The 14689-nt window shown below is 54.4% G+C and carries 14 protein-coding genes; 10 read left to right on the forward strand and 4 right to left on the reverse strand.

What is annotated here, in order from left to right; all coding sequences use genetic code 11:
* The 4 genes from repA to DSM14862_RS20595 all read left to right on the forward strand — a co-directional run bounded on the left by repA (nucleotide 1) and on the right by DSM14862_RS20595 (nucleotide 5295).
* The gene (repA, locus tag DSM14862_RS20580; RefSeq protein WP_040701888.1) at nucleotides 1-1185 is read left to right on the forward strand and encodes a plasmid partitioning protein RepA; all 1185 of its coding nucleotides are present in this window, start codon (nucleotides 1-3) and stop codon (nucleotides 1183-1185) included.
* The gene (gene repB, locus DSM14862_RS20585; protein ID WP_007120936.1) at nucleotides 1185-2156 is read left to right on the forward strand and encodes a plasmid partitioning protein RepB; all 972 of its coding nucleotides are present in this window, start codon (nucleotides 1185-1187) and stop codon (nucleotides 2154-2156) included. Before repA ends, repB begins: the two co-directional genes overlap by 1 nt.
* Before the next feature lie 170 nt (nucleotides 2157-2326).
* Complete coding sequence (locus tag DSM14862_RS20590; RefSeq protein ID WP_243254683.1) at nucleotides 2327-3379, forward strand: helix-turn-helix domain-containing protein; 1053 nt, start codon at nucleotides 2327-2329, stop codon at nucleotides 3377-3379.
* Nucleotides 3380-4008: 629 nt separating this feature from the next.
* On the forward strand, nucleotides 4009-5295 hold the full coding sequence (locus tag DSM14862_RS20595) for an ATP-binding protein (RefSeq protein ID WP_007120934.1): 1287 nt from the start codon (nucleotides 4009-4011) through the stop codon (nucleotides 5293-5295).
* 163 nt (nucleotides 5296-5458) lie between these two features.
* Here DSM14862_RS20595 and DSM14862_RS20600 read toward each other — a convergent pair whose 3' ends face one another.
* The 4 genes from DSM14862_RS20600 to DSM14862_RS20615 all read right to left on the reverse strand — a co-directional run bounded on the left by DSM14862_RS20600 (nucleotide 5459) and on the right by DSM14862_RS20615 (nucleotide 8769).
* A complete protein-coding gene (locus DSM14862_RS20600; RefSeq protein ID WP_007120933.1) occupies nucleotides 5459-6187 on the reverse strand; it encodes a hypothetical protein in 729 nt (242 codons plus the stop codon).
* A 206-nt stretch (nucleotides 6188-6393) separates the two neighbouring features.
* On the reverse strand, nucleotides 6394-6948 hold the full coding sequence (locus DSM14862_RS20605) for an ankyrin repeat domain-containing protein (protein WP_208855124.1): 555 nt from the start codon (nucleotides 6946-6948) through the stop codon (nucleotides 6394-6396).
* A 182-nt stretch (nucleotides 6949-7130) separates the two neighbouring features.
* On the reverse strand, nucleotides 7131-8447 hold the full coding sequence (locus tag DSM14862_RS20610; protein WP_007120932.1) for a type II toxin-antitoxin system HipA family toxin: 1317 nt from the start codon (nucleotides 8445-8447) through the stop codon (nucleotides 7131-7133).
* Nucleotides 8437-8769, reverse strand: a complete 333-nt coding sequence (locus tag DSM14862_RS20615; protein ID WP_050770458.1) for a helix-turn-helix transcriptional regulator — start codon at nucleotides 8767-8769, stop codon at nucleotides 8437-8439. The genes DSM14862_RS20610 and DSM14862_RS20615 overlap by 11 nt, the downstream gene beginning before the upstream one ends.
* Nucleotides 8770-9329: 560 nt before the next feature.
* On the opposite strand from DSM14862_RS20615, the gene DSM14862_RS20620 reads away from it, so the two are divergent.
* From DSM14862_RS20620 to DSM14862_RS20645, 6 genes are all read left to right on the forward strand, one after another.
* The gene (locus DSM14862_RS20620) at nucleotides 9330-9668 is read left to right on the forward strand and encodes a DUF736 family protein (protein WP_007120930.1); all 339 of its coding nucleotides are present in this window, start codon (nucleotides 9330-9332) and stop codon (nucleotides 9666-9668) included.
* A 460-nt stretch (nucleotides 9669-10128) separates the two neighbouring features.
* A complete protein-coding gene (locus DSM14862_RS20625; protein WP_040701892.1) occupies nucleotides 10129-10794 on the forward strand; it encodes a DUF6088 family protein in 666 nt (221 codons plus the stop codon).
* A 2-nt stretch (nucleotides 10795-10796) separates the two neighbouring features.
* Nucleotides 10797-10958, forward strand: coding sequence for a hypothetical protein (locus DSM14862_RS20630; RefSeq protein WP_007120928.1), 162 nt, complete (start codon nucleotides 10797-10799; stop codon nucleotides 10956-10958).
* A 385-nt stretch (nucleotides 10959-11343) separates the two neighbouring features.
* The gene (locus DSM14862_RS20635) at nucleotides 11344-11520 is read left to right on the forward strand and encodes a hypothetical protein (protein ID WP_007120927.1); all 177 of its coding nucleotides are present in this window, start codon (nucleotides 11344-11346) and stop codon (nucleotides 11518-11520) included.
* Nucleotides 11521-12032: 512 nt separating this feature from the next.
* Nucleotides 12033-12755 carry a helix-turn-helix domain-containing protein gene (locus tag DSM14862_RS20640; protein WP_007120925.1) on the forward strand — a complete coding sequence of 241 codons (723 nt, stop codon included), beginning with the start codon at nucleotides 12033-12035 and terminating at the stop codon, nucleotides 12753-12755.
* On the forward strand, nucleotides 12748-14676 hold the full coding sequence (locus DSM14862_RS20645; protein WP_007120924.1) for a relaxase/mobilization nuclease domain-containing protein: 1929 nt from the start codon (nucleotides 12748-12750) through the stop codon (nucleotides 14674-14676). Before DSM14862_RS20640 ends, DSM14862_RS20645 begins: the two co-directional genes overlap by 8 nt.
* Nucleotides 14677-14689: the final 13 nt, after the last annotated feature.

Raw genomic sequence — 14689 nt, forward strand, 5'->3', positions numbered from 1 at the left:
ATGATTCCCGCGACACCGAGCGTAACAGACAGACCATCAGAGTTGGCAACGGATATATCCGAGCGGCTAAACCGTGCGATCAGTGAGCATCTGCTCTCTGCATTCGCGCCAGACAACACAAAATCCCTGCGCCTTTTTTCGGCCCCAGAGGCCGCCGAATTACTAGGCGTGTCGGGCCAGTTCATGCGTAAAGTCCACGGCGAAGGCACGATACCAGAGCCAAAAGACGTCCGCGCTGGCCGCCGATACTACAGTGCCCAAGAGCTGTGGGAAGCCCGCCAAATTCTTGAAAAAGCGTCTCGAACAAAGGGCAGATACGTCCCTGGCCGCAAAGAAGGCGAACGACTGCAAGTCTGGCAGCTGATGAACTTCAAAGGCGGCAGCAGCAAAAGTACATCGACAATTCACCTTGCGCACTACCTAGCCCTTCATGGCTACCGCGTGCTGGTGGTCGATTTGGATCCGCAAGGATCGCTGACGTCTATGTGCGGCATCAATCCAGAAATCGAATTCGATGGCCTCACCGTCTACGATGCGATCCGCTACGATGATCCGGTGCCATTTTCTGACGTCATTATGCCCACGTATTTTCCGGGACTGTCGCTTGCTCCAGCACGCCTGCTGCTCTCCGAATTCGAGACTGAATCAGCGGTAAACTCAAACCCTGACCAACCTTTCTTCCTGCGCATCCGCAATGCATTGGCCCAGGTAGAAGATCAGTACGACATCGTCTTGATGGACAGCCCTCCACAGCTGGGCTTTCTGACGATCTCCGGCATGGCCGCCGCAACGTCCCTTATCGTCCCTCTCACGCCCTCAATGCTCGACGTGTCATCCACGGCCCAGTTTCTTGAGCTTGCCGGTGCCTATATGGGTGTCATCGAGGATGCGGGTGCCGAGCTTCAGTATGATCACTTTAAGTTTCTGATCACCCGCGACGAGCCAACAGATGTGCCGTCACAACAGTTGACCTCATTCATGCGCGCGCTCTTTTTGGACCGCGTGATGACAGCCACTGCGCTCAAAAGCACCGCAATCAGCGATGCCACGATGCTCAAACAATCAATCTACGAAGTCGTGCGCTCAGAGATGACACGGGCGACCTATGACCGCGCCAAGCAATCCATGGATGCTATTGGCAGCGAGGTTGAAGCAATGATTCACCAAGCATGGGGGCGTAGCTGATGGCACGTAAATCACTTCAGGATCTAAGCGGCATTGCCAAGACGATTGCCAATTCCAGCCCGCAACCCAAAGATCGAACCACCAAACCCACAGCACCCGCCTTGGGTGCCCTGCAGGGGTCGCTGTCAGCCATTCGCGAGCTTGACCCATCGCTCATTGATGACTGGGGACCCAAAGATCGCCTTGATGGGTTTACAGCTGTAAACTCTGAAGATGATGGCGACGGCTTTGAAACCCTTAGATCCAGCATCAAAGACGACGGCCAACAGGTTCCGATTTTGGTTCGCAGGGCAGGGACCGAGGGTAGGTTTGAAATCATCTATGGCCGCCGAAGATTGCAGGCCTGCCGAGAGCTCGGCCTGAAAGTCCGCGCCAATGTTCAGGACCTCGATGACGCAACAGCTCTTCTCGCCAAAGGCCTTGAGAATGCGGCACGTCGCAACCTGTCGTTTTACGAAAAGGCGCGGTTTGCCGCCGTCATACGGGCGGCTGGTCACGATACCAAAACCATCCGCCAAGTTCTCAGCCTTTCCGCGTCTGGGCTATCCCACCTGACCAAGGTCACGGACAATATTCCCGACGATGTTGGCGATCAAATTGGAGCCGCTCCAAAGTCGGGACGGCCGAAATGGACCGCCTTGGCAGAAGCCTTCGCATCCAAGAAGGTAAATGCAGCATCATCCTTCGCAATCCTGTCAAAGTTGAACGCCGAGCTATCGTCAGATGACCGCCTTGAGCAGCTTATGAGAGAGATTACGCAGCGCGGCGCACGTCCAAGCGAGGGCAGGGAGGCAACACCGGTCCCAGGCGTCACAATTAAGTCGGGGCGCGGATCAATCGCGATGTCCATCAAGAGGGCAGGGGAGAACGCAGCATTTGCTGAGTGGCTCGACCGTGAGCTCGAAGGCATCATCAAGAAATCCTACCAGGAGTTTACAGCTGTAAACCCTGCGGATGACACCAGAGGCTAGAGCAACAAAGGAGGACGTAAGCAAAGAGAAACCCCCGAAACCGAAGCTTCGAGGGCTGAACGTATTTCTACGCTTCTCAGATTAGACACCTGAATCGTAGCAGTCACCGAATCGCTAAGCAATAAAAAACGCTCTTGGGCGAACGGGAAATCTTTGCCTGCAGGCAAATCATGAGAACAATTCAAGGAATGGCTCCTGCTGGAGCACACTCGTCGCACAAAGCGACGGGGCAGGGAGGTATTGCCCAAAACAAATGGCAACTCCTAAAGGTAATCGAAGACATCAGAGAGCCGCTTGGCTTAAAAGGCACATCCATCTCTCTCCTCAGAGCGATGATCTCGTTCCTGCGTGTAGATCAAGTCGATGCAACACGCGACGACGGGCATATTTGCTTTGCTTCAAATGCCTCCCTCGCAAAACGCGCCCATGTCAGTATTCAAACCGTTGAGCGTCATATTGCGAAACTGGTGTCCTTGGGCCTGCTGACGCGGCGATCGAGCGGCAATGGCAAACGCTGGGCCCGCCGAGACCGTCAGGGCAGCATTGTCCTTGCTACAGGCCTGTCACTTCTGCCGCTCGCAGAGCGTTACCCTGAATTCCTGCGCATGGCGCAAGATCACCAGGATCATCAAAACGAACTGGGACGGCTCAGAGACATGTGCTCAGCCGCCCTGAGCAACCTCAAAGCACATCTCATGCACGTCAATTGGGATGAAGGCTTGCTCTCAAAAGCACGCAATCTATTGAGACGCCAGCCAGACAAGCAAGCTTTAAGCGATCTTCTGGATGAAATCACTGTGGAAATCTCGAAGATAAGCTCTGCAAAACCAGATGATTTGAGGGCCACTGACCCCGAAATTGAGGGGCACAAAGAGACTTCCAAGACTCAGTATGTTAAAGAAGAAAATTCTTTTCAGATAGAAGTAGGCCAAGATGAGATGGAGCGCGCCTACCCAAGGCTCTGCGCAGAACTCAGGTTTGCTAAGAACCAAGAAGACTGCCGTCGCTTAATGGATGACATTGCTGGATATCTCAACCTTGGGAATACTTGGTTTTCGATTAAGGATCTTGGTCCAGCGCTCAGTTTCATGATCTTAGGATATCTTTTGGAACGCACAGAGACGATCAGCAATCACCGTGGTTACGCGTTCAAATTGTCCCAAGACCTTGCGAATAAGAGCCTTAATTGGCGTACGCTCCTGAAGAAACCGAGGTCAAAATAGGACTGATAGCATGACTGCGTTCTGGTATTTTGTACTATTACCTTCGCAATGTGATGAATTTTGCGTTTCATTTCTGCTGGAACGATTTCAATGCCTTAATCGTTTCGCTTTCTCAGACTTTCGTTTCATGGTTCTCACAGACTAGGCTGTCATGGATTTCAATGCTGCGCACCCAAATGCGGCCGCGAGGTAATCCGCAAAGGCGTTGCTCAAAAAGCTGGGAGAACGACCAGTTCGCACTCTTTGAAAAGCCTTATCGAGGGCGAGCAATTGTAAATCTCGGAGAAGGGCGTACAACCAGTTATGGCATCACAGGAGCATCAGTGGACCGCGCGCATTTCGCCGCGCCCTACACTCAATGCCCTTCCATGTTTTACCACTAGAAAATTCTTGGTGATCTTCGAGAAATATCGCTCACGTGACCTGGCTAAGCCGAGAGAGCGAGTGAATGTGAACTTTACGAAATTCCCAGAAAACCTGTGTTCTAGGCAAACTGTAGATGCACTAATGAACAAATGGTGAGGCATCTAATAGACAAATGGTGGAGCCTCTAATATGCATTCTGTAACAAGGAAGCGGACCTCTTTTTCGGTTTGGGCTTCATCAGGCGAGAGAGAGACCAAAGGTTCATGACTGATACAGAAAGATATCTGCCAAGGCACCTCATCCCAGAGCTTGAAGATGCACTTGCATCAGCACGTGTGGTCAACCTCATTGGTCCAAGGCAAGTTGGCAAGACAACACTTGTACGAGACTTGTTTGGCAATGGCCGTTTCATCACATTGGATGACGCAGCTGTCTTGGCGGCCATTGAAGCGGACCCGGAGGGGCAGCTTACCAGCTTAATGGAAAATTTGAACGGCGAGCCGCTTATCATTGACGAGGCCCAGCGATCCAAAAAACTAGCTCTCGCGATCAAGAGGGTCGTCGATACCAATCGGCGTAAGGGGCAATTTGTACTTACCGGCTCCTCCAACGTATTCACAACCACTGATGTGGCTGACTCGCTTGCGGGGAGAATGCGAACACTTAAGCTCTGGCCCCTATCCGTCGCTGAAGTCAAAAAGGCACCCGTCAATCGCATCATGGATTGGGCGATGCAGGACGAACCGAAACTAGGGCAGGTGGGTGATCCAGAGCAGGTCAGTCGAGGAGACTACATAGATCTCATCCTAGAAGGTGGTTTTCCAGAGGTGAGAGAGTTGTCAATCAGATCCCGTCAGCGGCAATATCGGGATTACATTGACGCAGTGGTGGAGCGCGATGTCGCTGATATCATGCCGGTTCGAAAACCGGATGCGTTGCGTATCCTGATAGATCAGATGGCGGCACGCTCCGCGCAGGAAATCAGCACGTCCGAGCTTTCCAAACTGACGAAACTGCAACGGGTTACCGTCGATCAATACCTTGATATTCTGCTACGGCTGTCAATGTTGACCAAGCTGGGTGCCTGGACATCAGGCGAGGGCAAGCGGGAGATCAAGAACCCTAAATACCATTTTGCAGATACGGGCATCGCCTGTGCCCTTCGGCGTTTCACCCAAGATACTTTTACTATCGACAACACACCGCAGGCGCTTGGCGGCCTGCTAGAAAGCTTTGTTCTGAACGAGATCCAGCGTGCCGTCCCAATGCAGGACGCTGACTACCGGCTCTATCACTGGCGCAGTGCAGACCAGCGGGAAATTGACATCCTGATCGACGGTGGCAGCCACTTGGTCTGCGTTGAGATCAAGGCGTCTGCATCAGTCACTGGAGATGATTTTAAACACCTCAAATGGTTTTCAAAAGACGGGCCTGGTCGTAGTAAAAAATGCACGGGGATCGTGTTCTACCTAGGCCAAGAAAAGCTCACCTTTGGCGACAGGAACTTCGCCCTTCCGGTGAGCGCGCTTTGGAGCACGATCAATTTTTGATTATGTTTCAAATGCCCTGATCCCCGGCTTGATCTGTTTGCTTCGTGTCATCGAGATTGCAAATGATCACTGGTCTGCCGCAAAAATAGATGATGCGAAGACGCTTACGCAAAGCAAGGAGGGCAGGGGGCTCAATTTTGATGCCAACAGCTTGAGTGAAGCCTTAGTGGCGATGTGGTACGTCGACCATACCGTCGGTTTCCAGTTGCAGACACGCCCGCCACAATGGCGTTTTCCAGTAGGTGCGATCTGTTAGTCTCCCACCGTCGGATGTTTCCTCCAGAAAACCAATCCAGCTGAGTGGTTGCAGGACATGCGTGAAGATGAACCCGGCGTGGTCATAGTATTCCCGATCAATCACATGCGCACGTTTTTCGAGACCATAGAGTGTCTTGACGAGATGCGCTTCTGTGAGGCCTTGTTCGGCCTCGACGTTGATGATGTTGAGGAAGATGTCCCAGTTTCCGGGAGCTGTGAACTCTGATCGGGCATTTCGCGCGTGACTATATTCGAACAGGTAAGTTTCTGAGATCTTCGCGAAGAACGCACCACGCTGGCTGGCAAGGTCTTGCGCCTTTTTTGAAACCTGGAACTTTCCCTTTGTATGACGCCCGAACTTGGCGACAGTCATCAAATCGTGGACGACCATCGCGTGCGGCACGTCCCATTCGTTCAAGACTTTGTTGAGTCGCATCAGTTCATCAGTATGATATTGCGGCCAGGGCGAATGATCTGCCATCCAATGGGCAAACTTGCGGTTGAAGGCCTTGATTTGCGTAAGCCCAATCCCGCCGTGCGCTGCGGCATATTCGAATGCGTTTTCCATCGCTTTCAGAAGGCGGGAGTGATCGAGTACTGGATCACCATCAGCAATGTCATGGAACTTAATCATCTGGTTGCCTACCACTTTGGCCGAGCCAATGTCGATTGAAGCAAAATTTGAAGGTTGCCTACTTCAATAATCAATCGTCTGACTCATGCAACCAATGATTGTTGCTTGCTGTAACCGTAGACCGGCCATTCGGCGCGGTCGCAACGAAGGGGAAAGAAGCGGACGAAGGGTGAATTCGCTGCGGGTGCGCTAATAGCCGCTATTGGTCAGACTTCGAAATTTGAAATAAAATCGGCTGATCTGATGTGACCGAGATTCCGCGCCTCGTCTTCGGCGTTGGCATCGTCGTCACAAAGCGTCGTAACGGACCTGTCTGAACCAGCTTCAAGAAGCATGCGCATCGCCGTTTCGTCGTCCCGCATTGCCGCCAGATGCAGCGGCGTCCAACCGTTGATCCCACGTTGATTTAGATCGGCTCCCGCCTCAATCAGTAGTTCAAGGATCCGATGTCTGTTTTGAACCAAGTCGTCGAGGCATTCCATCAACGGTGGAAAGCCTCCCGTCTTTTTAGGGCTTAGATCTACGCCCTTTTCAATCATCCATTTAACAGATGCTACAGACCCGCTTCCAACTGCGTGACAAATCCAGCTGCTGTTAAGCCAGCTATCCTCGCCGTGTGGAAAACTGTCGACCACTTCCAACGCAAATTCGAGGTTAGACAAATCTCCCTCTGCAAGCCAGGCTCCAACCTCCAACAGTTCTTTGTATGAAGGGTCATCCTCCTTCTTAAATCCGTAATCTGCCCAACCTGTTCTGGCCATTTGTAGACTTGTCCCTACCGACGAATATGGTTCGATTTCAATTTATCTACTTTTGATAACAGACATTCGTGCGTAGCGCAGCATTGGTCAATTTGGGCTCTTCTGTAGCATTCGCTGCGCTATTTACGAACGGCTGCTTTCGCTTACCGTAAAGGCCAAATACCTATCGAAACGACCCCTGACTAAGCTAGCAATTGCCCTCGCGACCCTTCAAATTGATCAGTCAGAGTATCATGATCCGAACTCAAGCCTTCGATACAGTACGGATTCAGGAATTGTCGCCCGCCAAACAGGGCTTTGTCTGTTGCGCTGAGGTCTGCGAGCTCACAGACCGCGTCCCATTTACGGGCAATCGTGATAATCTGTTGCGTGATGACCTCGATTGCGTCGTCGTCGGTGAGTAGGAAATCTGGTGCGGCGGTTAGACAACTGGCCAAAGTGCTCATCCGATTGTCGCCCTTGATTAGCATCGCCTGCGTCGCTTCATTCCCGGTGCGGCCTTGAGGGCAGATGTCATAAGCGGGGGAGAGCGTAAGCATTTCGCCGTCCCAAAAGGCTGCATGATTGCGGGCGTGATCGTCCGTATTGCCACACAGCACGTTAAAGCAGATTCGGCCAAACAGCTCTCGCAGCGTCTCCTTGGGCTTGGCGAAGCGGTGACGAATGATCTCGGCCAGATCCTCGTAGGAGGCATAGCGCGCCATCATCTCATCCAGCCCAAGGATTGTAAGTGCAGACACCATCGCTTTGCGATGCCAGTCCTCACCTGCGCGGGTCCGGTCAAAGCGCTCGATCAAGAGCACGTCTTTGCCGCCAGCTTCAATCATCGAGACGGGCGCGACGTCTAGGCCGCAGGCAGCCGCGAGCTTCATCGCGATGAATTCCGCTTTGACGACGCTATAGAGGTCGCCGCTTGCCGAGAATTTGGCGATCAACTTGCGATCTCCGCGATCGATCAGCGCCTTGGGCCGCGCGCCACCGATTGATGTACCGTGATTGAGCGCCTGATCTAGGCCAAGCGTCAGGGGCGCGCCTTTTTCAATGAGACTGGCTGCCTCGATGAGTTCCTCATATGTGGCTTCGGATTTCCGGCGCGGCACATACTGCGTCGCCGACGCTTGGAAATCGAGGGCACCGATGCGGTCAGAACCGGATGCAAGCAGGTAGGATATTTCTGTGATGTTGCCGACTTCGGCTGTACTCGCCTTTGCGCCCACCAAACGATTGATGATGACACGCCGCCCCCATGCATCCGGAGAGCCGTCGCGAATGCAGCTGGCCATCGAAAGACCGGCCTGAGGTTCGATGATGCCTCGACGCAGCGGGAGTTCGGGTGCGTATATCGGTATTGCATCGGTGCGCTCGAGGTAGCTTGCACCGTAATTGAATACGAACCGGTCCGCATCTTGCGTGATGCGCCCTGCAACGACAGGGGCGGTGCTTTCGGGCAGCCATATCCAGACAAAGGCCTCCGAGGCTTGGGCAAAATTAGAAGTCATCGTCGACCTCTTGCTTGGATGCCCGGACGCTCTTTGGCAGGAGTGTTAGTTTTTCATCAAGGCGGGCATTGTGCATTGCCAGCGTACTGTCATCGGCATCAAACAGACGCACGCCAACAAGCGCTGCGACCTCGAAGACCGTGCCGATCTCAGGGCCGGGTGCACCTTTTTCGATGTTATACAGTGTCGTGCGGCTAATGTTTGCACGGTCCGCAAGGTCTTGCGCTGTCATGCCGCGTTCCGTGCGCGCGACGCGGATCAGCTTGCCGAAGGTAGACAAAGCTTGCTTCGTAACCCGTGAGTAACTTCTTTTGCGTTTCATGTGCGCTGCCATTGTCTGATTAGATGAACGTGAGATGTCTTACGTCCAGTATATTGGACAAGTATTATCAATCTGGCGTCGAGTCAAGATGTTGTCCAGTATTCTGAACGTAATGAAGCGAATGTTCAGGTAAGTGAACGAAACTGGTCTTTGGTGCATCCATTCCAGCAAACCGGCCCCACCAGAGCTTGGGGGGAGATGGAAGAGAGCGAGATGTGTCGTTCCCAGGTCTGACGGAGGCAGGGTCTTTTGATCGGCGCGTTGTCAGTCAAATTGGAAATGAAGATGCCTTCCCGCAATTTCTTTTGTCAGTGTTCACTATCAGCGACGTGGCCATAGGCTTTCTCCTGATGTGTTGAGTTGCTCGATAATTCTGGTCGCAGCTGTCGCCCCGTCCACAAAGGTTGTCCCCGCTCTTTTTCCCCTGTCCCTGCGGGCCATTCTTCGCGGAACAAAAAGAGCGGGGCCTGCCCCTCTCCGCTGCGCTTCGCCTTCGGTATGTCCGGGCCTTGGCCAGCTGCAAGGTGACCATCATTGCAACGCAAACAAGGAGAAAAGCAATGACCACGAACTGCATCAAATTCACCAGCGACGACATCGAAACAGCAAAAGGTATCGGCTCAATTTCAACCCTGACATTCGACCTCGACATCACAGTCGAGCCCGTTGCCAGCAGCAACCCTATGGCACCAACGCATCGCGTCCTCGGCCGCTCCCCTCGCGGCAAACTGGTTGAATGCGGTGGCATCTGGAAGAAGCAGAACAAAGACACCGGTTCTGACTACTTCACCCTGACGGTCCGCGATCACGCCTTCAACGCCAACCTTGGCAAGGCCGCGAGCCAGGATGACATGTCTCTGCAAGCCATCATCCCCTGGGGCCCAAAAGAGGCCGCCTAACACACGGGCCAGACCGCTTCGGCGGTCTGGCCACTTTCCCGCACGGCAGAGAGCATTGCTCATGTGGAATAAGCGGCTGATATGCGCAGTACATTTTCTGCAAAGCGCGCGGGGGTCGAATAGTTGAAGAGATGTTTGATTATTGTTCTCGATCAAATTAACCAGGCAAAAGGCAGGAAACTGTCGGCGACCCGTAATGCTGTGTGCAGTGCGAGCGCTGCGGTGACCCAAGCCCCAAAGGCAAGGTTGCAAGCCGCAGTTACAAGCTTATCTCGGAGCAGCTCTTTTTTACTGAGTTATCTGCATGACCGAGTGTGCTGCGGTACGAACCAATTTTACCGATTGTGACAGCATCAAACCGATATGGATGATCTGGTTGCCAATTTGAAAGCCATCGTCGTTTAAGGCGGTACATCAGCTTGAACTCGCTTCTGTCCGAATTTTGCGGTATATTTCGGACATGATCGGATCTGCACAATTGAAAACTTTGCCAGACCGCCTACGCGCTCGTGTAGATGACGCGCCGCGACAAGTGTGGACGCCAGCTGATTTTGCCGACATCGGGGGTCGCGCAGCTGTCGATAAGGCACTGCAGCGCATGGTCACGTCCGGTCAGCTGCGCCGCATCCAGCGCGGGCTCTACGACAAACCATCCCAGAATGCGCTGACAGGCAAATCTACCGTACCAGACTACCGCGCCGTCATCGATGCAATCGCGCGTCGCGATCAGGTTCGCTGGTTGATCGATGGTATGACGGCTGCCAACACGCTCGGCCTCACCAACGCGGTGCCGGCCAAAATCGAAGTGCTTGTTGATGCGCGGTTAAAGCCTGTCACTCTAGACAATCAAAAGATCGTCTTCAAACAAGCGGCACCTAGTCGGCTGTATTGGGCAGGGCGCCCTGGCATGTATCTGGTGCAGGCCTTGCACTGGCTTCATGACGTCATGTCGAGCGACGAAGAACAGGCGGCTGTTCAAAGCGCAGTGCGTCGCCTGCTAGCCAGCCACGAAACTGGCCCGGCACTGTTGGACGATCTGAAAAGTGGTTTCGCTGCTACGCCAATTTGGATGCAGGACATTTTGCGTGGGCATCTGTTTGGTGCGGCTGCGGGTGATCGAGGCTGAGCATGGAAGGTTTGAACGCCTCGCTCTCTCCAGATGATGAAATGGCCGCTCGGATGATCGGTGATTACCAAAATGCTGAGGCCATGATCTTCGGTGAGGCTCCATCCTTTGATGCAATCCTGGCGTCGACTGGGTCTCTCGAGGACCAATTGAACCAAGCTTGATCTTGTGGCTTTGAAGCTGTCGTTCGGTTTTTTGGAGCGGCTTGGTTGAGATCAGGTGAGCAGCAACTTCGTATCTGAGTGTGGGATACCGTCCTCTTTCGCCTGCAGGAAAACTGGTGAGAGACGGTTCAATTCTTCACCGTGTTGTGCTCTTCCCATTGACCTGTTGGCCCATCAGATCGCTAGCCCGGAGGCGAGCGGGCTGCAACGCTTGGGCAAGGTTTCTGGACGGCTGGCGCCTTGCGCGCTGCTTTGCATCGCCCACAACAAAAATCGCCCTTCACGTGCTCCATTTCATTGCGCCCCAAGTTGGGTGCAGCCCGCTCTGATGCCTCCGGTCTTTTCCACGATCCGTCCAACGACGATCAATGGAAAGGATCACAACATGACATTCGAACAATCTCTCGACCTCGCAGAACTGCAAGCTGACATGGCCTTTGAAACCTACCTCTCAGCCTTTGAGGAGGGTGACCATCCTGAAGTCATAGACAGCCTCGCAACCGAGGCTCTGATTGCCCAAGATCGCTGCGCAGATTTGCGCTCTCAGGATCTGGCTCATTGAGCCAGATACCCCTGCGGATTGAGTGATCCGCAGGGGAGGGCGACCTCCTGTGGGAGGCCCCAGACAGGCAGTTGTAGAAGCTGACACCGACGCGGTCGGGCGTCAGCTTTTTTGCTGTTTTCATGTTGATCACTCGATGCGCCTTGGGGGCGCATATCCTTGCGTATTGTTTTGTATGTGAAGGCCCGCGCTCGCTTTGTGCGAGCTGCCAACAGGGTCAGTCAGAATGTTTCTGATAGTTGGTGTGGCCTCTGGGAGGCGGCGTGAAGCGCATAGAAATTGAACTCATGCAAAAAGATAAATTGCACAATATGTATTATTGATATATGAAGGAAGGAGAAGAAAAGGACGTTGGCAGGATATGCCACTTGTCTGCGACATTTGTCCGAGGGGTCTGAGAGCGTGCCACGCAAGAAAGAATCCACCAACACGCGCGAACGCGCTTGCAAGCAAGCGCTGCCTCGCACGCGCCGCCGGATATTTGATTTTGAATGTAGCGAGGTGCACTTGTGATGAAGACAGGAAGACCAAAACGCCTCAAGCTGGAGCAGCGCATTGAGCTGGCGCGGCGCTATCATGCAGGTGAAACCCCAAAGGTATTGGCGGAAGCCTATGGCGTCTCTCGCAGGCATGTGACGCGGCTTGCAAAGGAAGAGCAGGGCGAAGGACTGGCGGTGCGTGATCCCTCTGAACGGGTCAGTTTCCGCGCCTCAGCGTCAGAGCTCGCAGCCTTTGATGCAGAGTGGCAGACACGTGGTTTCGCCAACCGCTCCCAAGCCCTCAATGCAGTGCTGCGCGGACGGTGTGGGTTCCTTGATGTGCCGCGCGATCTAGTTGCTGAATTCTGTGCCAGTTGGCGACAAGCCAAGGACGTCAGTGATGCTGGTTTGGCGCTCGCAAAGGCTGTGCATCGCGGCAAGATTTCCGTGTCGCTTGAGGACCGCGCATTGCTTGTAGACCTGCTTGATCTTGCGCAGTGCATGAGCCGTGAGCTCGGCCAGATGAAGTATGCAGCGCAGGTCCGACGCAAGCAGGATTGGCCGTTAAAGGAAGAAGGGGATGCCACCCTGCGGGCGCATCCAGATGAGACTGCGCGCGTGGCATCGGGACTGAGATTGGTGGCAGGGGAGGGTGGCCGCGAAGGGGTGCGGGAATCGGCTGCTTTGGTTCCGAACGGCGGGTCTGCGCTGCAAGCGGGCGCGATCGTGATTGATCGGAACATCTCCAATGGCTGATCCGCTCGCTCTTTACAGTTCCGTCATGGGGAAGCTCTGGGAGGATGAGCGGATCCGGGGCAAAGCCGCGGCGCGGATTGATGCGCGTATCGCGGGCCGGCGGCAAGGGCGCAGCTTTGGGCGCGTCGGATCCATGTCGGCGCGCAACGTCGCCAAGGCTGCCAGTGGCCAGAGCCAGGCGGCTGTGTTCAAGCGGATCAGGGCAGGGGGGTGCAAAACACAAGCCTCTCTTGGCAATCAGCTTGCCTATATCAATGACAAGGCCGTCTACACTTATTCGACCATGACCAATGCGCTGACGGATGACGCGGTGCTGTCTGAAGATCAGAAGTCAGATATCATCGAGGCTTGGTCGGAGACCTGGCGCGGATCGACCAAGCTCGGGTTCACCTCACACATGCTGCTGTCGTTCCCGACAGACGTCACCGTCGATCAGGTGCGCGACATCGCGATGGACTGGACGGAGCATTTTTTCGAGAGCGGTGAGTACGGTGATCAGTGGGATTACGTTCTCGCCGTACATGACGACCGCGCCCACAAACATGCGCACATCATTCTGAACAACCGTGGGCTCGATCAGGGCACATGGTTTTCTTGCTGGGCTGAGGGCGTGATGTCGCCGCAGCTAATGCGCGAAAAGCAGGCCGAGATCGCAGAAGGCTATGGCGTCATACTCGACGCGACGACCCGTCTCGAGCGGGGTATCTTTGAGAAGCCAGCGGGTCTTGCTGAAATCTACCGCGCCAAAGAAGAAGCGCGCTTGCCGCGCGAGATCATCATGACGGCCGAGGAATCCGCCGTCGCACAAGCGCAGGTCGTGGGCTTTGCCAAAGACTACACAGAGTTTGCCGAGCTGCTGGACCGCATGGACCAGCGCCATCTGGCCCGCGCCGTGCGCGGTATGGCCGCCAATCTGGGCACTGGCACCCCTTGGACATTCACCGAAGGAGAGATCGATATGAAAGACATCAAAACCGTTGGTGATGCCATCGACTATTCCGAGCGCACGATCGAAGCGTTGCGGCTGAAAGCCGAAGAGCTTGATGTAACCGAGCGCGCCGCGTTTGAAGCCAAGGCCGCTCCCGTCATTGCGGACTTGTCACAGATGGTGCCCGATCCAGAACTGCGCGCGCGGTTTGGCAAGCAGCTTGAAGAGCCCTATCCGCCCGGTGCTGGAAACGAGGTGCTGACCGCAGCGCTGCAGTCTGGCAATGACGACGCTTTGAAAGATGTCCTAGCGCAAGCCGATGAGGCGGGCATGGATAGCAATGAGTTGGTGGCGCGGATTACAGCTGGCGGCACGAAGAATTACGGCATGGCGCAAGACTGGGTTGAGCGGGACATGAATGCCGTCCTCAGCAAAGATGGACTGACGGTCGAGAGTGCGAATGATGAGCAACTCGATGGGGCGTTGGAACGTGTCGATGGGGTGATGGAAGCCCTGACCGAGCGGGCCAAAGAACTCGGTGTCGCAATCGGGTTGAGCCTTGCAGAGGAAGAGGCGGCAGATCTGCCCTTGATCGATGAGGATGATCGCAGCCCCAATACCTATCTGCAGGATCTGGCGGATATGTTGCGCGATGGGCAGTTGTCAGAAGTTCAGGAAGAAACTGTTGAGCGCACTCTGCAGGCTGAGCTGTTCAAAGAGCTGGGCGAGGAAGGCCTCGGCGAGCTGCGGCGCGGGAACTACGAAGTCCTCAACGACGTGCTGCCGGGCAAGATCGATCAGATCACCGTCACACAAGAATTCCTAGAAATGACCTTTGAAGAAACCGGCGACCAGGTCTTCACTGATCGTGCATCCAGTCTGCAGCAGGACAAGGCAACCGAAGTGGCGCAGCTCAAAGGGCAGCAAGAGGCGCAGACCTTAGGCAAAGACCTTGGGCGTGATCGTGGTCTCGACGACGAGATGGAATTCTAGAGCGAGGATGAAC

This window comes from Sulfitobacter indolifex (assembly GCF_022788655.1).
Lineage (GTDB): Bacteria > Pseudomonadota > Alphaproteobacteria > Rhodobacterales > Rhodobacteraceae > Sulfitobacter > Sulfitobacter indolifex.